At 67.6% G+C, this 24,099-nt stretch carries 32 protein-coding genes; 5 read left to right on the top strand and 27 right to left on the bottom strand.

All coding sequences use genetic code 11. The annotated features are described in order from the left end of the window. Positions 1 to 14: 14 nt before the first annotated feature. From ACIA75_RS09750 to ACIA75_RS09680, 15 genes are all read right to left on the bottom strand, one after another. Positions 15 to 1,025: a DUF2637 domain-containing protein gene (locus ACIA75_RS09750; protein ID WP_397101953.1), complete on the bottom strand. Its 1,011-nt coding sequence runs from the start codon at positions 1,023 to 1,025 to the stop codon at positions 15 to 17. A 199-nt stretch (positions 1,026 to 1,224) separates the two neighbouring features. Further along, a complete protein-coding gene (locus ACIA75_RS09745) occupies positions 1,225 to 1,623 on the bottom strand; it encodes a hypothetical protein (protein WP_397101951.1) in 399 nt (132 codons plus the stop codon). 57 nt (positions 1,624 to 1,680) lie between these two features. Next, positions 1,681 to 3,168, bottom strand: coding sequence for an SLOG family protein (locus ACIA75_RS09740; RefSeq protein ID WP_397101949.1), 1,488 nt, complete (start codon positions 3,166 to 3,168; stop codon positions 1,681 to 1,683). Further along, positions 3,168 to 3,533, bottom strand: coding sequence for a hypothetical protein (locus tag ACIA75_RS09735; protein WP_397101947.1), 366 nt, complete (start codon positions 3,531 to 3,533; stop codon positions 3,168 to 3,170). Before ACIA75_RS09735 ends, ACIA75_RS09740 begins: the two co-directional genes overlap by 1 nt. A gap of 1 nt (position 3,534) precedes the next feature. Then, entirely contained in the window at positions 3,535 to 4,707 is a 1,173-nt protein-coding gene (locus ACIA75_RS09730; protein ID WP_397101945.1) for a hypothetical protein, read from the bottom strand. Between the two features lie 63 nt (positions 4,708 to 4,770). Further along, positions 4,771 to 5,502, bottom strand: coding sequence for a hypothetical protein (locus ACIA75_RS09725; protein ID WP_397101943.1), 732 nt, complete (start codon positions 5,500 to 5,502; stop codon positions 4,771 to 4,773). A gap of 38 nt (positions 5,503 to 5,540) precedes the next feature. Continuing rightward, complete coding sequence (locus tag ACIA75_RS09720; protein WP_397101941.1) at positions 5,541 to 6,143, bottom strand: hypothetical protein; 603 nt, start codon at positions 6,141 to 6,143, stop codon at positions 5,541 to 5,543. Between the two features lie 21 nt (positions 6,144 to 6,164). Continuing rightward, entirely contained in the window at positions 6,165 to 8,156 is a 1,992-nt protein-coding gene (locus tag ACIA75_RS09715) for a hypothetical protein (RefSeq protein ID WP_397101939.1), read from the bottom strand. After that, positions 8,153 to 9,193, bottom strand: coding sequence for a hypothetical protein (locus tag ACIA75_RS09710; RefSeq protein ID WP_397101937.1), 1,041 nt, complete (start codon positions 9,191 to 9,193; stop codon positions 8,153 to 8,155). The genes ACIA75_RS09715 and ACIA75_RS09710 overlap by 4 nt, the downstream gene beginning before the upstream one ends. Further along, a complete protein-coding gene (locus ACIA75_RS09705; RefSeq protein ID WP_397101936.1) occupies positions 9,190 to 9,594 on the bottom strand; it encodes an RRQRL motif-containing zinc-binding protein in 405 nt (134 codons plus the stop codon). Before ACIA75_RS09705 ends, ACIA75_RS09710 begins: the two co-directional genes overlap by 4 nt. Beyond that, on the bottom strand, positions 9,591 to 9,917 hold the full coding sequence (locus ACIA75_RS09700) for a hypothetical protein (RefSeq protein WP_397101934.1): 327 nt from the start codon (positions 9,915 to 9,917) through the stop codon (positions 9,591 to 9,593). The genes ACIA75_RS09705 and ACIA75_RS09700 overlap by 4 nt, the downstream gene beginning before the upstream one ends. Further along, positions 9,914 to 10,249, bottom strand: a complete 336-nt coding sequence (locus ACIA75_RS09695; RefSeq protein ID WP_397101932.1) for a hypothetical protein — start codon at positions 10,247 to 10,249, stop codon at positions 9,914 to 9,916. The genes ACIA75_RS09700 and ACIA75_RS09695 overlap by 4 nt, the downstream gene beginning before the upstream one ends. After that, on the bottom strand, positions 10,249 to 10,569 hold the full coding sequence (locus tag ACIA75_RS09690) for a hypothetical protein (RefSeq protein WP_397101930.1): 321 nt from the start codon (positions 10,567 to 10,569) through the stop codon (positions 10,249 to 10,251). Before ACIA75_RS09690 ends, ACIA75_RS09695 begins: the two co-directional genes overlap by 1 nt. Before the next feature lie 145 nt (positions 10,570 to 10,714). After that, positions 10,715 to 10,873, bottom strand: a complete 159-nt coding sequence (locus ACIA75_RS09685) for a hypothetical protein (RefSeq protein ID WP_397101928.1) — start codon at positions 10,871 to 10,873, stop codon at positions 10,715 to 10,717. Continuing rightward, positions 10,870 to 11,100, bottom strand: coding sequence for a helix-turn-helix domain-containing protein (locus ACIA75_RS09680; RefSeq protein WP_397101926.1), 231 nt, complete (start codon positions 11,098 to 11,100; stop codon positions 10,870 to 10,872). Before ACIA75_RS09680 ends, ACIA75_RS09685 begins: the two co-directional genes overlap by 4 nt. Positions 11,101 to 11,300: 200 nt before the next feature. On the opposite strand from ACIA75_RS09680, the gene ACIA75_RS09675 reads away from it, so the two are divergent. Both ACIA75_RS09675 and ACIA75_RS09670 read left to right on the top strand, forming a co-directional pair. Then, positions 11,301 to 11,999 (top strand): XRE family transcriptional regulator, encoded by a 699-nt coding sequence (locus tag ACIA75_RS09675; RefSeq protein ID WP_397101924.1) that lies wholly within the window; start codon positions 11,301 to 11,303, stop codon positions 11,997 to 11,999. Then, positions 11,996 to 12,466, top strand: a complete 471-nt coding sequence (locus ACIA75_RS09670) for an NUDIX hydrolase (protein WP_397101922.1) — start codon at positions 11,996 to 11,998, stop codon at positions 12,464 to 12,466. The genes ACIA75_RS09675 and ACIA75_RS09670 overlap by 4 nt, the downstream gene beginning before the upstream one ends. Here the strand turns inward: ACIA75_RS09670 and ACIA75_RS09665 are convergent. From ACIA75_RS09665 to ACIA75_RS09655, 3 genes are all read right to left on the bottom strand, one after another. Continuing rightward, positions 12,459 to 13,001: an HD domain-containing protein gene (locus ACIA75_RS09665; RefSeq protein WP_397101920.1), complete on the bottom strand. Its 543-nt coding sequence runs from the start codon at positions 12,999 to 13,001 to the stop codon at positions 12,459 to 12,461. The two genes, ACIA75_RS09670 and ACIA75_RS09665, sit on opposite strands and share 8 nt — an antisense overlap. Before the next feature lie 52 nt (positions 13,002 to 13,053). Continuing rightward, on the bottom strand, positions 13,054 to 13,731 hold the full coding sequence (locus tag ACIA75_RS09660; protein ID WP_397101918.1) for an MBL fold metallo-hydrolase: 678 nt from the start codon (positions 13,729 to 13,731) through the stop codon (positions 13,054 to 13,056). 211 nt (positions 13,732 to 13,942) lie between these two features. Beyond that, positions 13,943 to 15,328, bottom strand: coding sequence for a glycine--tRNA ligase (locus ACIA75_RS09655; protein ID WP_397101916.1), 1,386 nt, complete (start codon positions 15,326 to 15,328; stop codon positions 13,943 to 13,945). 219 nt (positions 15,329 to 15,547) lie between these two features. Here ACIA75_RS09655 and ACIA75_RS09650 point away from each other — a divergent pair, with 219 nt between their 5' ends. Both ACIA75_RS09650 and ACIA75_RS09645 read left to right on the top strand, forming a co-directional pair. Further along, the gene (locus tag ACIA75_RS09650) at positions 15,548 to 15,898 is read left to right on the top strand and encodes a metalloregulator ArsR/SmtB family transcription factor (protein WP_280396901.1); all 351 of its coding nucleotides are present in this window, start codon (positions 15,548 to 15,550) and stop codon (positions 15,896 to 15,898) included. Between the two features lie 3 nt (positions 15,899 to 15,901). After that, positions 15,902 to 16,342 carry a Fur family transcriptional regulator gene (locus ACIA75_RS09645; RefSeq protein WP_397101914.1) on the top strand — a complete coding sequence of 147 codons (441 nt, stop codon included), beginning with the start codon at positions 15,902 to 15,904 and terminating at the stop codon, positions 16,340 to 16,342. 67 nt (positions 16,343 to 16,409) lie between these two features. Here ACIA75_RS09645 and ACIA75_RS09640 read toward each other — a convergent pair whose 3' ends face one another. Then, complete coding sequence (locus tag ACIA75_RS09640) at positions 16,410 to 17,387, bottom strand: hypothetical protein (protein WP_397101912.1); 978 nt, start codon at positions 17,385 to 17,387, stop codon at positions 16,410 to 16,412. Positions 17,388 to 17,493: 106 nt separating this feature from the next. Here ACIA75_RS09640 and ACIA75_RS09635 point away from each other — a divergent pair, with 106 nt between their 5' ends. After that, a complete protein-coding gene (locus ACIA75_RS09635; RefSeq protein ID WP_397101910.1) occupies positions 17,494 to 18,156 on the top strand; it encodes a TetR/AcrR family transcriptional regulator in 663 nt (220 codons plus the stop codon). Here the strand turns inward: ACIA75_RS09635 and ACIA75_RS09630 are convergent. From ACIA75_RS09630 to ACIA75_RS09595, 8 genes are read right to left on the bottom strand one after another with little or no spacing between them, the layout of a single operon-like run. Further along, on the bottom strand, positions 18,138 to 18,557 hold the full coding sequence (locus ACIA75_RS09630) for a hypothetical protein (RefSeq protein ID WP_397101908.1): 420 nt from the start codon (positions 18,555 to 18,557) through the stop codon (positions 18,138 to 18,140). The genes ACIA75_RS09635 and ACIA75_RS09630 overlap by 19 nt on opposite strands. Then, complete coding sequence (locus ACIA75_RS09625; RefSeq protein WP_397101906.1) at positions 18,554 to 19,363, bottom strand: isoprenyl transferase; 810 nt, start codon at positions 19,361 to 19,363, stop codon at positions 18,554 to 18,556. Before ACIA75_RS09625 ends, ACIA75_RS09630 begins: the two co-directional genes overlap by 4 nt. Before the next feature lie 59 nt (positions 19,364 to 19,422). After that, the gene (gene recO, locus ACIA75_RS09620) at positions 19,423 to 20,196 is read right to left on the bottom strand and encodes a DNA repair protein RecO (protein ID WP_397101904.1); all 774 of its coding nucleotides are present in this window, start codon (positions 20,194 to 20,196) and stop codon (positions 19,423 to 19,425) included. 9 nt (positions 20,197 to 20,205) lie between these two features. After that, complete coding sequence (locus ACIA75_RS09615; RefSeq protein ID WP_397101902.1) at positions 20,206 to 21,444, bottom strand: cytochrome P450; 1,239 nt, start codon at positions 21,442 to 21,444, stop codon at positions 20,206 to 20,208. Continuing rightward, positions 21,441 to 22,727 carry a cytochrome P450 gene (locus ACIA75_RS09610; RefSeq protein WP_397101900.1) on the bottom strand — a complete coding sequence of 429 codons (1,287 nt, stop codon included), beginning with the start codon at positions 22,725 to 22,727 and terminating at the stop codon, positions 21,441 to 21,443. The genes ACIA75_RS09615 and ACIA75_RS09610 overlap by 4 nt, the downstream gene beginning before the upstream one ends. Next, on the bottom strand, positions 22,724 to 23,347 hold the full coding sequence (locus ACIA75_RS09605; RefSeq protein ID WP_397101898.1) for a GTP-binding protein: 624 nt from the start codon (positions 23,345 to 23,347) through the stop codon (positions 22,724 to 22,726). The genes ACIA75_RS09610 and ACIA75_RS09605 overlap by 4 nt, the downstream gene beginning before the upstream one ends. After that, complete coding sequence (locus ACIA75_RS09600; protein WP_397101896.1) at positions 23,328 to 23,687, bottom strand: DUF742 domain-containing protein; 360 nt, start codon at positions 23,685 to 23,687, stop codon at positions 23,328 to 23,330. Before ACIA75_RS09600 ends, ACIA75_RS09605 begins: the two co-directional genes overlap by 20 nt. Next, positions 23,684 to 24,097 (bottom strand): roadblock/LC7 domain-containing protein, encoded by a 414-nt coding sequence (locus tag ACIA75_RS09595; protein WP_397101894.1) that lies wholly within the window; start codon positions 24,095 to 24,097, stop codon positions 23,684 to 23,686. The genes ACIA75_RS09600 and ACIA75_RS09595 overlap by 4 nt, the downstream gene beginning before the upstream one ends. Positions 24,098 to 24,099: the final 2 nt, after the last annotated feature.

Genomic DNA, 24,099 nt, shown 5'->3' with positions numbered 1-24,099 from the left:
CGGGGCATCGGTTTTCACTCCTCGATGTAGGTGCGGGCGGCGGTCAGGGTCCGGGTGACAGTCGACGAGGACACGGCGACCTGTTCGGCGATGCGGGCGTGCGGCAGCCCTTGCTCGTGGCGCAGTCGCAGGATTTTGGCGACCGTGTCGGGGTCTCGGCGGCCGGCCGGGTCGGCTTCGCACAGGGCTTCGGCGACCGACTCCCACCGGTCATTGCGCTCGGCCCGCACCGGCGCGGGGAGGTTGCTGTCGGTGTCGGGACCCGGTGCACTGGAGTGCGTAGCTTCCGCAGCATCGGTGCGCGGCCCGGCGTCGAGCTGGGGACGGTCCGCGCCGGCGGCGAGCTGGGTGTCGGTGGTGCGGGTCTCGGTCCACTGCTCCCGCACCGCGACGGTGCGCACCGGTGCACTGTGGTGCATAGGCTCGGTGTCGGTGCGCACCGCCGGTTTGTCGTCACTGCGGGCGAGGACCAACAGCGCGATGGTGGCCTGGCCGATGGCGCCGTCGATGATGATCGGCATCAGGACTGCCAGGTGTTCACTCATCCCCACTTGGACGCCCAGCTCCTTGAGTGCGTCGAAGGAGAGCCGGAACGCGACGACCGCGATACCGGCGGTAAGTGCGACGACGCACCAGTAGGCGAACTTCGCGCCGTTCTTGGCCTTGACCAACAGCCCCACCCCGTGGGTGGCTGCCAGCAGCGCGATCGGGGGGAAGGAGGCGAAGAACGCGGCGATTTCCTGTTTGCCTTCGGGGGCGTTGATCCAGGCGTGGATGATGTTGCCGGCGATCGACATCGCGGCGACGAGGAGGAGTTCGGCCCAGAAGAACCGGACTGCGGAGGTCTCCTCTTTGGTCCGGCCGTGGGGCTGTGCACCGGCCGGTGCGGATTGTGCGTAGTCGTGTGCACCGTGGTGCACAGCGTCGCGGCTATGCATCGTGTGCGCACTGTCGGTGTGGTGCAGGGTGCGCGATTGCGGTTCGTGGTGGTGGCCGGACGGTAGCTGGATGGCGGTGTCGCTCACTGTTCCGGTCTCCTTCCTTGGTCTGGTTCGGGTGTTCGGTGCGGACCACAACCAGCCCGGCTGGGGTGGTCTCGTGGAAGCTGTTGGTTTTCAGGGGAACTCACGGGAAAGGGAGGGTTGTAGGGCGCAGTGCGGGGGAACAAGGTGCGCAGCGGGGGCGCACACCGGGTCGGGGCGTGCGCCCCCGCGACGCATCCGGTTACTTCGCCCAGGCGCCGGCCGGGGTGTAGGTGGCGGTGAACAGTCGCGCCTTCGGGAACTCCGGGTCGGGTCCGGTGAAGGTGACCGACAAGGTGGCGCCGATCTCGAAGTCCGCGTCAGCGTCGGCCAGGGCGATGCCGATGGCCTGTTCCATGCGCCAGGACACGTAGAGGTTCTTCGCGCCGGACTCGGTGTCGAGGGTGATCACCAGTTGGGTGACCGGCTTGCCGTCCTGGTCCAGTTCGACCTCGCCGGCGGCGCCGCCGAATTTGAGTTTCGGCTGGTCCTCCGCGGCGGCGATCCGGCCGGTGACGGTAGTTCCGGCGGGGGTGTTCTTGCCGAAGGCGCTGGTCGGGCGGGCGGCGTTGCGGAAGCGGATGCTGAGGCTGTTGGTCATGATGGGTGGTTCCTTTCCTTGTTGTGGTCGATATCGAGGTGGATGGTGGGTGGGTTGTCAGCGGGTCCTTTCGATTCGTGCGGCGGTCGAGTTGTCGCGGGCGCGGCGGATCCGTTCCCAGCCGTCGGGGCGCATCGCGGCCCGCTGCTGGGCGGTCACCCGCGGTGCGGGCGGGGGTTGTTCGCGCTGGGTGTGATGGCGGTCGAGGTACGGGACGGGTTCCAGATCGTCGATGCCGTGGCCGGCGTCGAAGTGATCGGACAGGTCCTTGCCGTCGCGGGCCTGGACCACCCGCACCTCCCCCACCCGGCCGTCGAGCGTCTCGGCGACCTTGGCGGCGTGCCGGTAGCCGGGCCGGTCCCGGTCAGCGACCACGAACACCCGCGCCGCCCCCTGCAGCCATTGGGCGTGTTCGGGTTTCCACGAGCCGGCGCCCATCGCGTTGCAGGTCGCGACCAGCCCGGCACGCTCGGCGCGGGCCACGTCCTTCTCCCCTTCGCAGACATAGATCTCACGTCCGCGTTTGATCCCATCGAGCAGTTCCGGGAGCCGGTACGGGATCGGCGCGAACCCGGTGTTGACCCATTCGTGGCCGGTCCAGCGGCGTTGGGTGAACTCCTTGGCCCTACCGTGTTCGTGCGGGGTTTCGCGACGCAGCACCGCGCCCTCGGTGCGGCCGTCGGGCATCTTGTAGAGGTAGGCGTCGACGTTCTCCTTCTCCCCGACCGGGGCGCCGAGATCCGGCTTCGGTGCCGCGATCTCGAACCCGGCGGCGCGGATCGCTTTCTCCACCGCGGGCAACTCCACCGGACGTGCCGGCCGCTGCGCTGCGGCCGGTGTGCGGTGGGGTTGGCTGGGGTTGCGTTCGGGCAGGTTGTCCCACAGGTCGCGGACCTGCAGGCCGATGCGTTCCATCACGTCGCGGTCATCGCAACCGTTGGCGGCGAAGCAGCGGACGATGGTTTTGTGCTGGCCGGGGTCGTAGCGGACCCCAAGGGAGGGGTTGTGGTGCCCGCCGTCGCCCTCGTGCACCGGGCACAGGAACCGCGTCCAGGCTTCCGGGGACCGGTAGCCCTTCCCCGGCCCGACGCGGCGTTCCAGGGCCTCGACGATCGCCTGATACGACGCCCCGGCCGGCCGCTGCTGGCGCTGCGGTTGCGCGGGTGGGGTGTAGGGGCGTTCGATCCCGGGCGCGGTAATTTCGCACACCTGGATCCCGGCCTCACGCGCCAACCGCATCGTGTGGGCGGTGCCGGCGGAGTCGGCCTGGTTGAACGCCAGACAGATATCGGCCCCCGCGGCGATCATCTCCTGATTACGCAGCGGGCCGGCCTTCTTCCCGTGCCGGTCCCAATCCGCGCGATGGGTTTCGACCTTGCCGCCCCAGGACTGCCAGATACTCGCAGCGATCCGGTCCGCACCACGGGAATCCCCGTGGACCAGCACCGCACGCATCCCCTTGTAGGCGGTCAGGGCGTTGCGGATCACTGCGCTGTCGGTCCACGACCGCGACCCCGTGACCAGGATCCTGTACTCGGGCAACATCACCGCCCCCTGTCCAGGCCCAGCCGGGAGCGGACGCCATCGATGTGGGACCGGCCGACGACCTGCTCCAAGCTGCGGACCTCGACATCGGTGACACCGCCATCGCGGCCCTGATCTCGGTTGTAAGTGATGCTGTCCAGCAGCTGGCGCCCGGCGTCCGGCCGGTCGCGGTACTCGTCGTGGGCGGCGCGCAGGAATCTCCACTGCTCGGCATACGGACCGGACCGCCACCGCTGATCGATACCGGAACTGATCCGGGTGAGCGCGTCTCGTTCGGATTCGGTCAGCTCGGTCTGCGCCTGGCGGCGGGTTTCGAGTAGGTCCTGGAAGTCGATGCGCATGGCTTCTTCGTGTTCGCGCTGCATGTCACCGGCTCCTTTCGGTCCCGTTGCGGCCCCGGCGGTGACCGTTGGCTTCCGGAGGGGTGGGCAGGTGTTCCCGCGGCATGGCCTGGGTGTTCTCCCCGGCCCGTTCGCGCTGCTGCTGCCGCAGTTTCGCCAGGTCCTCCGCGATATCCCCGGTCACGAATTCACCGGGTGGGGTCTCACGCGGGCCGGTTTCGTTCTGCGTGACCTGCTGCTCGGTGCTGCCGTACCGCTGCTGCGGCGGGGTGCGTTCGGCGAGTTTCTGCACGGCCTGGTCGCGTTCGCCGCGGAACTTGTCCCGCTCGACCGACAATCCGCGGTTGAGGTTCTGCAACCGCTCGATGCGGGCCTCGGCGTCGGAGAGCGCGGCCGCCAGGATGTCGCGGTCGGCGGTGACCGTGTCCACGCTGCGCTGCAGCACTGCGATCTTGCGGTCGCGTTCCTGCTGCGCGTCGGCCAGTTTCCGGATACGGGCCTCGATCTCGGCCAACTGCGCAGCGTTCGGGACGTCCTGGTCGCGCTCGGTCTCGGTGGGGACTTTCCCGCGGTCGACCGGGGTGTGCCGGATCTCCTCGCGCGGCTGCTGGACGGGTTCCTGCTGCTCGGTGGCCACGCTGAGATCGCGCTGGGCGGGCTCGCGTTCGAACCGGCGCCGTTGGATCCATTCGGTTTCCCGGGCAAGCCGGGCTCGGTACCGCAGCGCGTCCAGGCCACGGACCTTCGGTGCACGTTCCAGCATCTCCGGGGTGCGGGTCTGCTTGTAGGGCCACATCCGCGCCGATTCCAGGCAATCCAGCGCGATCCCGCGCTCCACCTCGGTCAGCCGCGAATTGCCCACGATCCGCTCCCGCAGATCCTCGGTATGCCGGATCGCGGCCGCATCGTCGCGACGCCGCTGCTCGATAGTGGTGCTCGGATCGGTCCACCGCTGATACCGGGCCTGCGCGGCGATCTGGTAGCGGTGGATCATCTGCGCGGTCCACACCTTGTGGTGCACCCGCTCGGCCTGCTCGGTACGGCGCTGCCGGCGCATCTCCAAGCTGATCTCGCGGCGAACCTTGCGCTTCTCCAACCACCCATGGGCTTGGGCGTGCATGCGCATCAACTGCGCCATCGAGTGCCCGAACCGGCGGGCCTCGTCCATGATTTCGTCCTCAACAGGGCGATCGGACATATCGGTTTCTCCTTCACTGGTTGTGGTGCCGACCCGGCCGGACGGCACCGGGAAATCAGGGGGTCAGCGAGAGCGTTCGCGGCCGGAGGACCGGCGGTGAGTCAGCACCCGCTCCTGGTCTTCTGCGGCCTGCTCGGTCGGGCCTGAGTGCGTGAACTCGGGCCACATTGCGGCGACACGCTGTTCGCGCTCCTCGGCGGCCTGCTCGGTGAGCTTGAGCCGGGACGCGTGGGAGTGGGCGCGGCCGATCTCACTGGCGCTGTCGAAAAGCCGGTGCCGGCTGGCGCCGATGGTGTCGAGCACGTCGGTGACCTTCTGGTGGGCGCTGGTGGGTTCACCGAGGTTGTCGACGTCGAGGGCGTCGGGGCTGTGGAACAGCTTCAGGTAGCTGCGTTCGACGTCCAGGAGGCGGCGGTGCAGCTGGTACGCCTGGTCCTGCAGCTCACCCAGCTCCTGGTACAGGTCGCACGGAACCGGCAGGATCGCCGCCTGCTCGGCGCGCTGCTGTTCGATGCGCTGCTGTTCGGCCCGCTCGTCGATCTCGGCGTAGTAGTCGTCCCATTCCGGCCGCTGCGCCAGGACGTCGCGGTGAGCGAGCAGGAAATTCTCGAACTGGCTCCGGGCGTGCCGATTCCGCTCCTTGAGGGGTGCCGGTACCGGGTCGCTGAGCTTGATATCGGCGTACTCCTCGACCATCCACGGGTCGTTGCACAACCGCTCCATGTTCATCAGTGCCCGTTGGTGCTCCTGTGCTTGTTCGTGGATCTGGGCGGTGTCGGTCGGCTGTTCGGGCATGGTCAAAGCTCCTTCTCGTTGTGGTCGGATACGGCGGGTCAGGCCGGGTTGGTGCGGGTGTTTTCGTGTCGGGTGCGTGCGGAGTCGGCGCGGTGCACGACGGAGCGGGCGCCGTGCGCGGTGGCTCCGGCGGTGCGGCCCAGCGCGGAGGCGATCGCGGCGGCGACCTCCCGGATCGGGGGTCGGTAGGCGGCGTTCCACCACAGGTAGGCCGTCCAGCCCGCCCCGTAGGCGGCGACGGGGACCGCGACCACACCGGGTTGTCCGGCGGCGATGGTGGCGGTGAGGGTGACCACAACGGCGGAGCCGGGCAGCGTCACCCGCACCCAGCGCGGCACCCGACCCGACTCCGGTGCAGGGGTTTCGGGGGCGGGCCGGTGCACCGGCGCGAGGTTGTCGTCTTCGACCGGCACGGCAGGTTCCGGTTTTGTGGTCTTCACCAGCCGGACGAACGGTTTCACCGGCGTCGGTGGGCGCTGATCGGCCGCGGTGTCGCTGCTGGCGGGTTCGCCGGCTGTTGCTGCGGCGGCCAGGAACTCCTCCAGCTCCTCGGACAGGATGTCCATGATCTCGTCGAGGTCCCCGCGGCGTTCGGGGTCGGGTTCGCGGTCGTCGTCGTGGTCGAAGTTGCTCTTACGCATAACGAGTCAGGTCCTTTCGGGTCAGGCGGGAGACGGCACCGCAGCGGGTGCGGGCTCGGTGTGAGTGGTGGTGCCGGGCAGTGGTTTGAGGGCGTCGATATCGACCGGGACGACGCGGCCGTACCAGGCGTGGCCGGCCTTGCCGTACACGACGTCACCGGTGGCCATCTGCCGGATCCGGTCCGGATCGACCAGCCACTTCTCCCCGTAGGAGGTTTGGCCCTCGTCGCCGTGGCGCTGGCCCTTGATCAGATGACGGCTGGGCAGCATCCGGCGGATCGAGCCGAGGTGTTTGCACAGGTCCCCGGCGTTCTCCGAGTAGCCGAGCAGCAGCCCGCCGGCGCAGGAGGACAGCAGCCGCGACAGCGTCCAAGGGTCCGCCGCTAGCCCTTCTTTGGACTGGGCGGAGAAGGTGATCGACACCCCCTGGGAGCGGCCACGTTCGGCGATCTCGACCAGCCCGAGCGCCCCGCCTTGTTCGGTGGCTACGGCGCTGGCTTCGTCGAGCAGGAGGTAGACGGCGCGGCGGTCTTCGGCTTTGGTGCGGCCGGCGCGCTGCATCACCATCCGCAGAATGGCGGCGACCTGGGCGCGGGCTGCGTCCTTGTCCATCCCGGGCACCGTCACGTACAGCACATCCAGCTCGCTCAGGTCCCGGCCACCGTCGAACACCCCATTGCCGTCCTGGTCCTTGAGCTGCCCGAACAAGTTCGACATCTTGATCAGCGCGTCGTCGAGCTGCGGAACCTTCTCCGCCTGCAGCGCCTTGACCTGCCGCACCACGTCCGGCGCGGCCTGCCAGGCATCGATCAAGGTCTGTTCGTTGAGGCGCGCCAGGAACTCATCCGAGCTGCGCGGCGGGCCGATCGGGGCGTCCACAACCAGGGAGACGATGCGTTTGCGCATCTCGTCGAAGTGCTGCCCCTCGCTCGTGGAGGCTTGACCAGACCCCATCAAGTCCGACAGCACCCCGCGCAGATCGCGGGCCGGCATATCCCAGATGTTCAGGCGGTCCCCACCCGGGAGGACCATCGCGATCCGTTCGGGGTCGATGCCGCGTTTGAGCGAGATCCGGCGGATCTTCTCGCCGAACTTGCGGTCGTCTTCACCGCCCTTGCACGCGATGAGCACCATCAACGGCCGCGGGTGCTTGCCCTTCATCCCGGGCACATCCGCCCACCGATGCCACGCCGTCCACGACGCTTCCTGGACAGCAACGAAATGCCGCTCCAACCCGGTGGTTTTCCCGGAACCGGTGGTGCCCACCCACGCGACATGGCGGCCGACCTCGGTCATCGGCACCGTCAGCCACTGCATATGCCGCGCTGCCAGTGACCGCCACACCCCCAGCGGGGCCGCGCTCACATGCTCGGACAGCACCCCCAACACCACGTTGTTCCCCGCGGTGTACGGGGCGCCGTGCGCGGCAGTGCGGGCGGCGGCACGGTCGCGACGCTTTTGCATCGCTGCGGCGATCCGCTCGGTCCGCGCCAGGCTCTTCTGGCCCACCGATGCGTTCTTGTGCAGGAACTCCGCCCAGAAATACGTCGCGGCCAGCATCCCCGCGGGCAGGGCGATCAACAGCATCGGCGCGATCCCGGTGAAATCCGCGGCCGCGACCTCACCGGCACCGGACCACAACAGGACCCACGGGGTAGACCAGGCCCCGCCCGCCGCCACCGACGACAGCGGCAATAGCAGGGCGGCGGTGGCGAAGTTCCGCAACCGGTGCGGCTCCACCGGCCGCTGCGCGGCCACCGCCACCGTCATGATCAGCACCACGATCACCACCGCCGCCACGACAGCGGACCGGCCGGCCGCGTCGGTGATCACCGACAGATCCGGCAACTCCAGGTCACCGAGATGTTCGATCGGCGGCGTGACCGGGCTGATCTCCGGAACCGGATCACCCGCCGGGGCCGGTACGGGCGTCGAGGGTGTGTCGGTGGCGGGGGCGCCGTAGGGTGCGCAGTCGTCGGGGGTGATGATCGGCTGGCAATCGGGGTTACTCATGATGCTTCCTTGGTGACGTGCAGCCCTTTACGGGCTCGTGTGGCTTTCTGATCGGCGAGCCATTCGCCCCAGCGGTCGTCGAAATCCAGGACCGAGAACTCGAAATCGAGTGAGGACAGCTCCGCCGGGAGACGGTCGGCAGCCGCGCGGACGCCGTCCATGACCGAGGCGGACCGGCACAGATACAGCAGCCCGACGCACGGCTCTGGCTCGGCGTGTGAGTCCCGCAGGGCGCGGACCGCGCCCGCCAGGGCGGTGTCCATCGCGGTGACGGTTTTGCGGGTCAGCTCGACTTCCAGCGCCCACCACTCGAACTCATCGCGCCAACGTCGCCGGGCGAACCGGGCGTCGTGAACATGCGGGCGGCCGGCCGCGGGAGCCAGCCCGGACGACAGCAGCACCGGGCCACGCTCGGCGGCCTGCTGCTCGGCGCGGCGGCGCAGCACCCGTTCCGATACCCACCGCTCCGGGTCCGGGCCGACGAGCATGATTCGGGCCTGGGCCACCGCCCGGTAGTGGTTCGCGTACATCAGCGGCGGCTGCCACTCTTTTGGCTTCCACCCCAAATATTGGGCGGCGGTCTCCCGGGTCGGGTACACCCACTTTGCGCCCGGCTGCACCTGCTTGAGCGGGTGCACCAACCGCGCCCGCTGCAACTCCGCCACCAGCACATACGTGTGGTTCAAGCTCATGCCGAGGAACTGCGCCAGCACATCGATCTGCATGCCGCTCATATCCGACGTGCCCGCCAGGGCAGCCGTCTTTCGTGCGGTCAGCTGCCCGGATGTCTTCGCCCGCAACAGGTCCTGGACCGTGGTCCGCGGCAACCCGACAATCCGGCCGATCTCGCTCTGGGAGTGCCCGCTGGCGCGCAGGGCGGCGATCTCGCCGAGGACGGCCTCGACCTTGCGAGCCGAAATCCGCAGTCGGCGGGCGATATCGCGGTAGGACTTGCCCGCCTCCCGCATCTGGGCGGCGATCTCCGCACGCTGCGACAACTCACGCCCGGCCGCAGAATTCTCCTGGTTGTGGTTCATCGTGTTCGCTCCCTTCCCCCGCGCTCCGGCTGGGCCCGCTCAGTGCGGCGGACAGCCAAGGTCTGGCGGGCTTGGTCGATGACTTCGCGCATCTCGCTGGTGTCGATCCCGCGCCGCTCCGCAGCGTTCGAGGACCGGATCCAGCGAGCGATCTGCAACGCCTCCAACTGCGCCGGCGTCGGCTCACGCTTCGGCTTGGCCTTCTCGGGGTCGTAGAGATACGCCGTGAGCGGGTCCCGGCCCCGCCGGCCACGCAAAACCTGCGCTTCCCACTCCCCACCAGGGGTCTTGCCCTCCGCACGCAACTGGCGGAACGTCCGCAGATGCGCCGGACCCAAGCCCCACGGGTAAGTAGGCACACCGCCGTGGCGGCGGCCTTCCGGATCGAGGTACTTACTCATCGCGACCGCTCGATCCGACCGCGAGCGCGGATCTCTGCACGGCTCCGACGCTGCTGTTCGACGTACTCCGGACCCACCAGCAACTCGTCGACACGATCGTCAGCCGTGTCCAGCTCCGGCTGCACCGAATCCCGGACCGCGTGGAAATGGTCGAGTTTGGCCCGCTCAGCCGAGCAATCCCGAAACTCCTTACGCAGCTGCGAACCCATCGCGGCTGAGAACATGTCGCCCAGCACGCCGTCGACCAGCCAGAGCCGGTCCCGTTCAGCCCGAGCCGCATCCACCGCTCGCGACCACTCCGCGCTACCCCGCGCCGCGGTCATGCCGACACCCCCTCACCGGAATCCTGCCCGGGGTTGTCAGCCACGGCCAAACGCTGAAGCGCACTGCGGATCTGGAGCAGGACCGAATCCAGCTCACCCAACCGCCGGCGGGCGTCCGCGACCTTGTCCACGACATCGCCAGCCAGCTGATCCGGGTCCGCGACACCTTCGACGCCCCAGAACAGTGGGTCCGACACAAACGCACCCGAGGCGATGTGCGGACGTAGATAGCGCTCGACCTGGCGCAAGTCGTCGACCAACACATCCGCGCTGGACAGCGAGCTGGCAGCAGACCGCAGTGCGTAGCTCAGATCGATCTCTGGGTACGGCATTACCGAGCCACCCCCTGCACCTGTTCACGCGGCACACACGAACCCGCGGGTTCGGGCGGCACGCCCGCGTTCGCGGCCCGGCAGATGTCCGGCGACGGCACGTAGGACTGCTGGTCGATCCATGCCGCGGTGCACCCGCCCATCCCGATCAGGATCAGAGCGGCCCACGCGATCAACTGGCCACCGACAGGCAGCGCCCGGATTGGCGCGAACACCGCACCGGTACCGGTGAACTCCGGGCCGGCCATGCTCTGGAACGCGTGGTGCCCCCGCACCCGGTCGTAATGGGTGACCTCCCGGCCGCTCCACTGCCCGCTCACCGCCGCACCCCCTTCCGGGGACGCATCCGCCAGAGTGCAATGGCGCCCAGCAGCATGACGGTGAACCCGACAACCTCGGGAGCCGTCAGAACGAGGAACCCGACCGAGACGGCCGCAATGGCGAGGCCAAATGTGCGTGCCTTCATCACGCAGCCCTCCGATCCGCGCTGCCGAGTACTGCGGACAGCCGTGCCCGCGCGACAGCGGAGATAGGTGGCGCCTGCGCAACGACCTTCGCGACGTACTCCGCGAGACGATCGGCATCGCCTCGCCGCAATTCGGTGAGCTTCTTCCGGTTGGTCATTCCGCGCCCTCCATCAGGGAGGAGGCGACCGGCTGGACCAACGCCAGCAATTCGGCGTGGTTGACCCGCAGAAGATGACCGTTCACACGGAATCCGCGCAGCTGACCGGCGTGGATCCAGTTCCGTATCGTCTTCGCGTCGACGTCGACCAATGAGGCCGCGGTCTTGAGACTTATCAGTCGGCGGGCGTCGGTACCGCTGGCGTGACCGTAGTTCCTGTGCGACACGATTGCTCTCCTTCGAAAAGTGGGAAATGCCTTGCAATCCGGTACTTTTCGGGAAATCTGGTGCCGCAATGACCACATAGCTGGACGACTGAGGACGTCTCACCTACACTTAAGACGTCCCTAGTCGTCCCTTGGGAGTTGCGATGCCGAACGATCGGTTGCGAGAAGCGCTTCTGCGCAATGGCCTGGATATATCCGATGTGGCCGCTGAGGTCGGCGTCGAGGAGAAGACGGTCGAACGGTGGATCACCAAGGCCCGGACGCCATATCCCCGCCATCGCCACAAGCTGGCCGCGATGGTGCGTGAGACCGAGAACTACCTCTGGCCCGAGGCCCTCGCGCCGGAACGCCGCACCGAGGTCGCACAGTCAGAGGTGATCAACGTCTACCCCCACCGGAGCGCGATTCCGCAGGATCTGTGGACGCGGCTGTTGTCGCAGTCAACCGAACGGGTCGACGTCTTAGTCCTCGCTGGCCTGTTCCTCGCCGAGGAACCGATGTTCGCGCGAACGATCAAGCAGAAGACGCGCGAGGGAATGAAAGTCCGGATGCTGTTCGGGGACCCCGACGAGGGTGAAGCGACGAAGAGAAGCGCTGAGGAACGGCTGGCCTCGGCAACGGTGCCCGCGCGAATTCGAAATGCGCTCGCCCTCATCGAGCCACTGGCGTCGATAGATGGGGTCGATATCCGGTACCACAAGACGACGCTCTACAACTCGATCTTCAGGTTCGACGACGAGATGATCGTCAATATGCACGTGTACGGACAGCCGGGAGCATATGCGCCGGCACTTCATCTGCGGCAGCTCCCCGCCGCGGACCTCTTCGAGACGTACACAACCAGCTTCGAGCAGGTGTGGACCGAGAGTTACGAAGCCGACTTCGGGAGCCGGGCATGAGCCGAACGGACTACTTCCACGATCCGGACGCGCCGCCAGCCAACAGCGTCAAGGTCGCGGTGAGTGCCCTCGTTCAGGATGACCAGGGCCGGATCCTGCTGATACGGCGCTCTGACAACGGCTTGTACTCAATACCCGGCGGTGGGCTCGAAGCGGGCGAGACAGTGGCGCAGGCCGTTGTTCGAGAGATCCACGAAGAGACCGGTATCGATGTCGAGGTCTCCGAACTGGTCGGAGTCTTCTCGAACCCCGAGCACATCATCGCCTACGACGACGGCGAGGTTCGTCAAGAGTTCTCGATCTGCTTCCGCGCGCAGCCGATCGGCGGAGACCTCAGGACGAGCGACGAATCAACGAAGGTCGAATGGGTTCGGCCGACAGAGTTAGCCGAGCGAGATATTCATCCGTCCATCCTGCTCAGGATCAGGAAGGGGCTCGAGGGAGTCGATAGCCCATACTTCACTTGAGCGATTGAGCTGCGATCCTGGCTTCCGTCCGGTCGGCCGCGCCCAACAGGTATGGCGCAGCCTCCGTCACCGATTGGGCGACAACATGTTCGGGGCCGTACCGGTCCTGAACCTCGGCGATCCGTTCACGTACCGCAGTAATGCCACCAGTCGGCGTCGTGGTCATGTCGGCCCACCACAGGGCATCCCGAAGCCCTGTCTCCTCGTCGGCCCAGCCAATCTGAACACCGCGGCGCTGGGCCTCGACGCACGCACAAGAGTGATTCGCCACCAGCCCGCATAGACGCTCACTGCTACCGCGGTCGCGTAGGAACTCGGCCCCGTCGATGGGATGGAACCCGATTCTTTCGATATCGGGGGCGTAACCGATGTCGTGCAACCACGCCGCGACAACCAACAGGACCGGGTCGTCCACCACCGATCCGGCGCGGGCTGCCTGCCGCGCCACCCCTTCAACATGAGCCAGCCGCCGGGGCAGCGGCGCCAGGTGCTTACGGGCCAACTCCTCGGCCCATTCCGGTGTCTCGCTGCTCATGGTGCGACCGTATCGACCGATGGCGACAGACCAGGTACAGCCCGGCGCTCACTCACCATCCTCGACTCTTCCACTCCTCCAGATGTGGCCGCTCGACGCCGAGTGTGGTGTCATCTCCATGCCCGGGGTACACGACGGTGTCATCAGCGAACCGGTCGAAAACCTTGCTGGTCAAACCGTTGAACAGCGAATTGAAGTCCTCCGGATTTGTTGTCCGCCCAGGACCCCCCGGAAACAGGCAGTCCCCGGTGAACAGATGGGTGCGGCCGGAACCGTCGGTCAGCGCGAGCGTGACCGAGCCCGGGGTGTGCCCGACCAGATGGATGACCTCCAGCGTGAGCTCGCCGACGGCGACCGTGTCCCCCTCGGCCAGAATGCGGTGCGGGGGTACCGGTAGCGGTTCCGCGTCCAGCGAGTGCGCGGCGGTCGGTGCGCCGGTCGAGTCGGCGACGGCGGCCAGTGCCTGCCAGTGGTCGGGATGCTGGTGCGTGGTGACGATCAAGGCGACGGTGCCGCCGGCTTCCTGTGCGATCAGATCGCCGATCCGGTCCGCCTCGTTGGCGGCGTCGATGAGCAGCGTCGCACCGGTCGCGGCGCACTGCACCAGGTAGGTGTTGTTGTTCATCGGGCCGACCGACATCTTGGTGACCCGCGCGCCCGGAACCTCCCGGCGCTGCGCCGCGCCACCCGATTCCACATGGCCGGTATAGGTCGTTTCGATGGTGATCACACCCCGATGCTAGCCATGCCCGCGCCGGAGCCGCCGACCCGGCGACGACAAGCCGGCCATCCCTGCGCCGCCCCCGGCAGCAGAACAGCCGAACACCGGTATCCGGCCGTGGATACTGGAGGGCCGCACCGCTGTGTCACGGCATGATCCGCTCCGCCTCCCGCCATCCGGCTGCCCGGAGGCCCCGGAACAGCAGGCTGTGGCAGCGGTGTCAGCAGCCGAGCAGGCGCTGGGCGAGGTAACCCTCGACCTGATCGAGAGCGATCCGCTCCTGCGCCATGGTGTCGCGTTCGCGGACCGTGACGGCCTGATCGTCGAGGGTGTCGAAATCGACGGTGATGCAGAACGGGGTACCGATCTCGTCCTGCCGGCGGTAGCGGCGGCCGATGGCGCCCGCGTCGTCGAATTCGATATTCCAGTTCCGGCGCAGCGCGGCGGCCAACTCCTTGGCCTTCGGCGTGAGGTCGGCATTGCGCGACAGCGGCAGCACCGCGGCCTTGACCGGGGCGAGCCGGCGGTCCAGCCGCAGCACGGTCCGCTTGTCCACGCCGCCCTTCGCGTTCGGGGCCTCGTCCTCGGCGTACGCGTCGACCAGGAACGCCATCAGCGAGCGGGTCAGGCCGGCCGCAGGTTCGATGACGTACGGGATATAGCGTTCCTCGGTGGTCTGGTCGTAGTAGCTCAGGTCCACACCCGAATGCTTGGCATGGGTGGAGAGGTCGTAGTCGGTGCGGTTGGCGACGCCTTCCAGTTCACCCCATTCACCGCCGGTGAAGCCGAAGCGGTATTCGATATCGGTGGTACCGGCCGAATAGTGGGACAGCTTCTCTGCGGGGTGTTCGAACAGGCGCAGGTTCCCGGGGTCGATACCGAGATCGGTGTACCAGGAGAACCGGGTGTCGATCCAATACTTGTGCCATTCGGCGTCCTCGCCCGGTTTGACGAAGAACTCCATCTCCATCTGCTCGAATTCGCGGGTGCGGAAGATGAAGTTGCCGGGGGTGATCTCGTTGCGGAAGCTCTTACCGATCTGGGCGATACCGAACGGCGGCTTCTTACGCGCGGTGGTTTCGACGTTCTTGTAGTTGACGAAGATGCCCTGCGCGGTTTCCGGGCGCAGGTAGTGCAGGCCTTCTTCGTCGTCCACCGGGCCGAGATAGGTCTTCAGCAGGCCGGAGAAGTTGCGGGGTTCGGTCCATTGACCGGGCTGGCCGGTTTCCGGATCGTTGATATCGGCCAGTCCGTTGGCCGGCGGATGGCCGTGCTTGGCCTCATAGGCCTCGAGCAGATGATCGGCCCGATAGCGCTTGTGGGTGTGCAGGGATTCCACGAGCGGATCGGTGAAGGTCTCCACATGGCCCGACGCGACCCAGACCTGCCGGGGCAGGATCACCGAGGAGTCGAGGCCCACCACATCTTCGCGGCTGGTGACCATGGACCGCCACCACTGCCTCTTGATGTTCTCCTTGAGCTCGACGCCCAGCGGACCGTAGTCCCACGCCGATTTGGTACCGCCGTAGATCTCACCACACGGGTACACCAGGCCCCGGCGCTTGGCGAGGTTGGCAACGGTGTCCACCTTCGACTTGGGTGCCACGCGAGAACTCTCCATCCACTACGAATCGCCAGTAGTTACGCCGCCCGGATCGGGCGCACGTGATCGCGGCTGCCCGGTGGTTTATCGCGGGCGTGGACCGCTGATCCTGTATAGCGTATCCACCCGCGCGAGCGGGTTTCGCACCCGCATCGGCATGGACATTTGACATGCATATCCGTGCATATCAAAATGGGACCGGTTTCCAATAAGGAGTGAACCATGACAACCGATACCGCTGCTGTCGCGCACAACCCCTACCGCTCCCCCGCCCCGGCCCCGATCCCGTCGCGGACCGTGCTGGAGAACGCCGGTGAACTGCTGCGCGCGCTCGCGGCACCCGTGCGCATCGCCATCGTGCTACAACTGCGGGAGTCACCGCGCTGTGTGCACGAATTGGTGGATGCCCTCGGTGTCACCCAGCCGCTGGTCAGCCAGCACCTGCGGATACTCAAATCGGCCGGGGTGGTGCACGGTGAGCGTTCGGGCCGCGAGGTCCTCTACGAACTCGTCGACGACCATCTGGCGCATATCGTGGTCGACGCTGTAGCGCACGCCGAAGAAGAAGGGTAATTCGTGTCCGAGAACCTGGTCACCACGAAAGGGACCACTACGCAGAAAGCAGTCGGTATCCGGACCACGCGGCAACGCAATGCGATCGCCGCGCTATTGGAGGATATCGACAGGTTCCGGTCGGCCCAGGAACTCCACGACGAACTACGGCAGCGGGGCGAGGGTATCGGGTTGACCACCGTGTACCGCACGCTGCAGTCGCTGGCCGATGCGGGCATGGTCGATGTGCTGCGTACCGACAACGGGGAGTCGGTGTACCGGCAGTGCTCCACCGGGCATCACCACCATCTGGTGTGCCGGCACTGTGGGCGCACCGTCGAGGTCGCCGGGCCCACCGTGGAGGCGTGGGCCGCGAGCACCGCGTCGAGTCACGGGTTCACCGAGGTGAGCCACACACTGGAAATCTTCGGCACCTGCCACGCCTGCTCCGAGGTCCGCAGCTGACCGGAACGCATAGCGGCCCGCTACCCGTAGCCGGGCGGCGGGCCGCTATGGTTCGCGGGCACCAGGATCAGGCGGGTACCGGCACCGATTCCGGGTCGCTCGGCGCGGGTTCGGGACGACGGCTGTCGCGCAGGGCTCCTATGCCCAGCAGGACCACCGCCAGGACAGCCCACGCCACCAGCACCAGCAGCGGCCCCTGTGCCCCGGCCCAGTCGAAGAACGACACCGAACGGATCAGCGAGGCCGCGGCGCCCGGCGGCAACAGCTGACCGACCAGCCCCCAGGGCTGCGGCAGCAGTTCCGGCGCCGAGGTGGCGGCCGAGAACGGATTGCCGATCAGCAGCATGGTCAGCGCCGCGATACCGATGCCCGCACGGCCGATCACCGTGGCCAGGCCGGCGACGGTACCGGCAACCGCGAACGAGACCAGGCCGGCGACCAGCGACAGTTCCAGGTACGGGCCGGGAACGATCGACAGCCAGGTCTGGGTGACCAGCATGCTCAGCAGCCCACCCGCGATACCGAAGGTGACCACTCCGGCGATCCGCCCGGTGGCCGACGGGACCAGCAGGGTCAGCAGCACTCCCCCGGCGATACCGGCCATCACCAGCGGCAGGGCCATCGCGCCGAAACCGGCGCCGCGCGGGTCTTCGGGATCGGCCGGAACCACATCCTCGACCGGCGCGGCCGGCACCCCGGACATCTGCTGGCCGATCTGGGTGAGCTGCTGGGCGACCGCCGGGCTCGCCCCGGAGGCGACCAGCAGCCGGGGCGCACCGTTCCCGGTGATGATCGCTCCGTAGACCTCGCGGTCACCGATGGCTTCGCGCGCGGCGGTCTCGTCGGGCACGGTGGTCAGTTCGAAGGCGCCGGGACTCTGGCCGGCCAGGCGCGCTTCGACCATCGCCGCCTGCGGGCCGGCGACGGCCAAGGGCAGGTCACGCGGCGCAATATTGGTCGCAGGCCAGGCGAAGGCGATCAGCATCAGCGCTTGGAGCAGGGCCGCGCCCACTCCGATGGCCACGGCGCGCTGGATGACGTTCATGACGTTCTCCCCAGAAATCGAAGGCTCGTTCTTTTTAACGGTGTCCCCACGGTCCCACCGGCCGCCGCGACTTGTCAAGAACGAACATTCGTTTTAGTTTGGATCCATGCCCCGAGTCAGTGACGAACACCTGGAACGCCGCCGGCAGCAGATCCTCGACGCGGCCCGGATCTGCTTCGTCCGCAAGGGGTTCCATCAGACCTCCATGCAGGACGTCTTCACCGAATCCGGGCTGTCGGCAGGTGCGGTCTACCGCTATTTCAAGGGCAAAGACGAACTGGTCATGGCGCTGGCGTCGACAGCGGCCGGCGATATCCGCGCCCGGATGTCGGAGGTGATCCACCGCGACCCGCCCCCGACGCCCGCGGAATTGGTCGCCCATATGACGGCCTGGCTCGATACCCAGAGCGGACCCGAAGGCCGATTGCGACTGGCACCACAGGCATGGTCACTGGCCCTGATCGACAAACAAGCCGCCGAACCGGTGCTCCGGACCATGTCCGGCATCCGCGCCATGTGGCGCGACTACGCCGAGCGCATGCGGGACCAGGGCTGGCTGGCCGCCGATGCCGACCTCGACGCGGTCGCTGCCGCACTGTTCGGACTGCTGCCGGGGTATGTCCTGCAAAGCCTGCTCATAGGCGATATGGACCGGGACGAATACATCCGCGGCATCGAAACGCTCTTCCCGTACGGACCCCCGCGCTCCCCCGGCCCGAAGCCGGCCGGAGCCGCGGATCGGAACTCCGGTCAGGGCAGCAATCCCTGACGTGCCTCACCGGCACCGCCGAGCACCAGCAGCAGCATGGTCGTGAGCGCCTGATCGTCCAGACCGGCCGCCGGAAAGGTGTAGCGCAGCACCACATCCGCGAGCTTCCCCCGCGTCATCACCGCGATGGAACCGAACTGCAGAGCGGCATTACGTTCGGCCACCCGCTTGTGCAACTGCGGTTTGAGCGGGCGATCCCAGGCCAGCACGCAGGTCAGCGACAGCACATCCAAGCCCGGCGTCAAAGTGAACGCGCTCAGCGAACACAACGCCCCCTGGAAATCGAACCGCAGCGAACCATCGGTATCGACCCGGACGTCAACATCGTGCAGGCCCAAACCCGCTCCGGCCCGGGCCTTCAACTCGATATCGGGCGCCACGGCACCGGACTCGGCGCTCATTTGGTGCCGCCGAACCGGCGGTCCCGCCGCGCGTACTCCAGGCAGGCCGCCCAGAGATTGCGCCGATCGAAATCCGGGAACAGGGTGTCCTGATAGACGAACTCCGCGTACGCGGACTGCCAGATCAGGAAGTTCGAACTCCGGAACTCGCCCGACGGGCGCAGGAACAGGTCCACATCGGGCATATCCGGTTCGTCCATATACCGGGCCACCACGGCCTCGTTCACTTTCTCCGGATCGATCTCACCGGCGGCCACCCGGCGCGCGATCTCCCGTACCGCATCCGCGATCTCGGCGCGGCCGCCGTAGTTCACGCACATCGTCAACGTCATGACGGTGTTGTCCTGCGTGAGCTCCTGCGCGATCTCGAGTTCACGGATCACGCTGCGCCACAACCGCGGCCGCCGGCCCGCCCAGCGCACCCGCACGCCCATCTCGTGCATCTCGTCGCGCCGCCGCCGGATCACATCCCGGTTGAAGCCCATGAGGAATCGCACCTCTTCGGGGCTGCGCCGCCAGTTCTCGGTGGAGAACGCGTACGCCGACAACCACTTCACACCGATCTCGATGCAGCCCTCGACGGTGTCCATGAGAACGGCCTCGCCCTTTTCGTGCCCGGCGGTCCGCGGCAGGCCCCGCTCCTGCGCCCACCGGCCGTTACCGTCCATCACCAGCGCGACATGGCGCGGAACGAGTTCCCGCGGGATATCGGGCGGAGTCGCCCCGGACGGATGGGGTGCCGGCGGGCGGACGGTCCGGGCGCCGGCGGGGGCGTCCGAACCGGCGGAATCACGACGCAGGATCACTCGAAAAGGGTAGCTGTGCTCGGGGCACGCCGATTCGCGCGGGGGCTTCCCGGGGGCGGTCAGTGGCCGGCCGGCCCTGCGGCGCCGGCGGCGGCGCCGTCGGCAGAACGCTCGATGAACGGCAGGGTGCGCAGTTCGCGTTCCAGATGCCATTGCAGATGCGCGGCGATGAGCCCGCTGGCTTGGCGCCGGGCCGATTCCGGAATTTCCGCCACCCGGTCCCAGCGGCCGTGGCGCAGCGCCAGCAGGTGATCGAACACCGCGGGCGCCGGTGTCGCCGCGCCCGGCGGCCGGCAGTGCACGCAGACCGCTCCACCGGCGCCGATATGAAAGGCGCGGTGCGGGCCGGGCGTGGCACACCGAGCGCATTCGTCGATGGCGGGGGCCCACCCGGCGTAATCCATGGCACGCAGCAGGAACGCGTCGAGGACCAGTTCGTGGGGGCGTTCCCCGGCGGCGATCGCGCGCAGTGCGCCCGCGGTGAGAACGTGCAGCCGCGGGACCGGAGCGCGTTCCTCCCCGGCCAGGCGTTCGGCGGTTTCGAGGACGGCGCAGGCGGTGGTGTAGCGACCGTAGTCGGCAACGATGGCCGTGGCGAAAGCCTCGACAGTGTGGACCTGGGTCACCGTGTCCAGATTCCGGCCGGGATGGAGTTGGACGTCGACATAGGCGAACGGCTCCAGGCGCGCGCCGAATTTCGATTTCGTCCGGCGCACCCCTTTGGCCACGGCCCGGACCACGCCGTGCTGCCGAGTCAGGAGCGTGACGATGCGATCGGCTTCGCCCAGCTTGTGCTGGCGCAGCACCACGGCATGGTCCCGGTACAACTGCACCGGATCAGTCTAGATACCCAACCGGACCGGGAAGGCCGCCGGATCGTTCTGGGTCAGCACGGGAAGGTTGCCGTGCTCGCCGAGGGGGATATCGGCGCGCAGGTTCGGGAAACGGTCGAAGAGCGCGGGCAGGGCGATGGCGGCTTCCAGCCGGGCCAGGGCCGCGCCCGGGCAGATATGGGGGCCGTAGCCGAAGGAGATATTGCGGTTGGCGGTCGGGCGGGTGAGGTCGAAGGTATCGGCGTCGTCGCCGTGCAGGCCGCGGTCGCGGCCGATGGCGCGATACGATATGACCACACCGTCGCCCTTTTCGATGGTCAGGTCGTCGACGGTGATGTCCTCGGTGGCGAAACGCATCAGCAGGTGGATGACCGGGCCGTCCCAGCGCAGGGTCTCCTCGATCGCCTCCTCCCAGGTGCGCTCCCCGGCCCGGATCGCCGCGAGCTGTTCCGGGTGACCGAGCAGCGCGCGGGTGGTCATGATGATCAGACTGACCGTGGTTTCGTGTCCGGCGGCGACGAGCGCTTTCAAGTTGCCGTGCACTTCCTCCTCGGTCAGCGGCGTTTCGCCTTCCGCGACATCGTGCAGGAAATCGGAGGTGAGATCATCGGCCGGGTTCGCGGTTTTCTCTTTGATGAGCGCGGTGTAGTAGCCGTCGAGTTCGACGAAGACCCGCATCCGTTCATCGTGCGGGGTGAGCAGGGAGAAGAACTTCTTATAGGACTCGAGCAGATATGTGTGGTCGGTGCGCGGCACTCCCATCAGCTCGCTGACCACCCGCATCGGCAGCGGATAGGCGAAGATCTGCTTCAGGTCCACCGCCTCGCCGCCGGCTCCGGCCTGGGCCAGATCGTCGAGGAGTTCGGCGGTGAATTGCTCGATCTTCGGCCGCAGCGCGCCGAGCCGGCGCGGCGCCAGCGCGCGGGTGGTCTTGATCCGCAGCCGGCGGTGTTCGGCACCGTCGACGGTGAACATCGATCGGCCGGCATCGATCATGCCGATCAGCGGCCATTCGTGGGTCACCGCGCCGGACTGCCACAGATTCCACTGTGTGTGGTCTTTGACCAGCCGGGTGTCGGTGAGCAGTTGGCGCGCCAGATTGTGCCGGGTGACGGTCCAGGCGGGCGCGCCGAGCAGTTCGATCTTCGTGAGCGCCGGACCCGCGCACAGGGTACGGGTCTCGCCCGCGAGATCGGCGACCATGGGATCGATGGTCAGGGCCGCGGTATGCGGGCATTGCTGGCTCACGAGCCACCTCCAACGGCGGGAACAGGTGTGAATCGGACTGGCAGAGAGGTGAATCCGCGCAGGAACGGCGACGGCCGCCGGACCAGGGATTCGGCGGGGACGGCCAGGTCCAGATCGGGCAGCCGGTCGAGCAGCACCTCGATCCCGGTGCGGGCGATGATTTCGGCGATCTGCTGCGCCGGGTACGGACACCGGTATTCGCCGTGGCTGAACGCGAAATGCGCGGCATTGCCGGAATGGGCCGGGTCGGCGCCGTCACCGGTGTATTGGCGGATATGCGGATCGGAGTTGGCGGCGGCCAGACCGAGCAGCACCATATCCCCGCGCCGGACCAGTGCCTCGCCGAGGCGGGTGTCGCGCGCGACCCAGCGGCCAGCCAGGATCTGCGTCGGCGTATCTTCCCAGAGCACTTCGGTCATGGCCTGGCCGATACTGTGCCGGGCCGCACCGAACGCGGCGGCGAACCGGTCGTCCACCAGCATGAGCCGGATCGAATTGCCGATCCAGTCGGCGGTCGGCAGATGCCCGGCCGCCGTCACCGACTGCATATTCAGCACATATTCCTCGTCGGCGAACGGTTCGGGATCGGCCAGCATGCGCGACACCAGGTCCTGGCCCGGGGCGAGTTTCTTCTGCGCCAGCAGCTGCCGCATGTACTCCACGAACCGCTGGTAAGCGGCCGGCGCCTCGGGGCCGCCGTCACACAGCACCTGCATGGTCTGCGCCAGATACGGCCCATCCGATTCGGGCACACCCAGGATCCAGGCCAGCGTCAGTACCGGCAGCAGCTCGGCGAACTCGGTGGCCACATCCGCATGGCCGCGCCCGCAGAACCGGTCGATCAGGCCGTCGGCGAGTTGTTCGCAGGCACTGCGCAGGGCGAACGGGTCCACCGATTCCAGCGCGGGCTCCACCAAGGCCACATGCCGGGCATGCGCCGCACCGGCGGTGAAATAGATCCCCGGCTGCGGGCGGCCGACCATCGGCAGCAACGGCCAATCCGGCGGGATCGCCGGCCACTGGTTCCACAGACTCGAATCCCGCGGGAACAACAACCCGTCCGTGGTGACCTGATGTAGTTCCCGATAACCGATCACCAGCCACGCCGGGATACCGCCGATGAGCTCCACTGCCACGACCGGCCCGTGCTCCGACCGCATCCGGGTGTAGAGCAGGGCGGGGTCGGTGTGGAAGCCGGGGCCGTCCAGCGGGACCGCGCCCGACGGTGCCACCGGGCAACCGCCCAGGGTGGCGGTGGTGTAGTCCGGATGGGTCACGATCATTGCTCCGATCCGGCGCCGAGCGGAGCCTGCCGCTCGATGAGGTGTTCGACCAGACTGATCAGCACCTGTTTGGCCGATTCCCGGGAACGGGCGTCGCAGAGGAACAACGGAACGTGCGGGTCCAGGTCGAGGGCGTCGCGGACCTCGTCGAGTGCCGGCGGCTCCGGTTCGAACGAATTACAGGCCACCACGAACGGGGTGCCCTGATATTCGAGCCGGTCGATGGCGTACCAGGAATCGCTGATCCGGCGCGGGTCCACCAGCACCACCGCGCCCAGGGTCCCGGTGAACAACCGGTCCCACAGGAACCAGAACCGTTCCTGCCCGGGCGCGCCGAACACGTACAGCACGTACTCGTCGGACAGGCTGATCCGGCCGAAATCGAACGCGACCGTGGTGGTGGACTTCCCGGATATACCGGACAGATCGTCCACCCCGGCACCGGCATTGGTCATCACCGCCTCGGTATCCAGCGGCTGGATCTCGCTCACCGAACGGACCATGGTGGTCTTGCCGACCCCGAATCCGCCGACGACAACGATTTTCAGACCGTGCCGCACCGAACCGGACAGCGGCGCCCGGGCGCGGGTGGGGCGGTCGTCATAGGCTACGGAGTCCAACGAGCACCTTCTCGAGCATGTCGATATCGAATGTGTCGCCGTACGGTCCCGCCGCGAGCTCGGGGTAGCGGACGGTGACCTTGCCGGAGTGCAGCAGATCGGCGACCAGAACGGTCGCGATACCGAACGGCAGCCGCAGTTCGGCGGCGATCTCCACCACCGCGGTCGGCTGCCGGCACATTGTCAGGATGGCCACGTGCTCGCGTTGCATCGCCGGTGTGGGCGCGCATTCGCTGACCACCAGGGTGACCGGATCGAATTCTTCGGTGGTGGGTGCGGCACGGCCGCCGGTGAGAGTGTAGAAGCGATCAGGTTCGTCGTCGCGGCCCGGACGGTTCACAGCAACCTCGCCCGACTCCCTCGGGGCGGCGCGGACAGATACTCCCCGACCTGCTCGATCAGGGACGCCATCTGCGCGCCCACCAGACCGGCATCGGCGTCGTCATCGGCCAGTACCGCGATCTGGGCGCCCGCGCCGGCACCGACGATGAACAGGATCCCGCCGTGGAACTCGGTCATCGACTGGCGTACTCCACCGCGGCCGTTGCCGAACTCCGCCGAGGCACTCCCTGCAAGAGCCTGCACTCCCGACGCGATGGCGGCGAGCCGATCGGCCTGGTCCATGGACAACCCGGCGGTATGGCACATCTGGATACCGTCCGCGGCCAGCAGTACCGCGTGCCGGGCGCCGGCGGTTTCGCTGAGTAGCCGCTGTAACAGCCAATCCAGTTGCGCTGGATCCGATGTCATCG

Source organism: Nocardia sp. NPDC051750 (assembly GCF_044453135.1).
Lineage (GTDB): Bacteria > Actinomycetota > Actinomycetes > Mycobacteriales > Mycobacteriaceae > Nocardia.
Note: the sequence above shows the minus strand (reverse complement) of the source record. Positions and strands in the feature narration are given on the sequence as shown.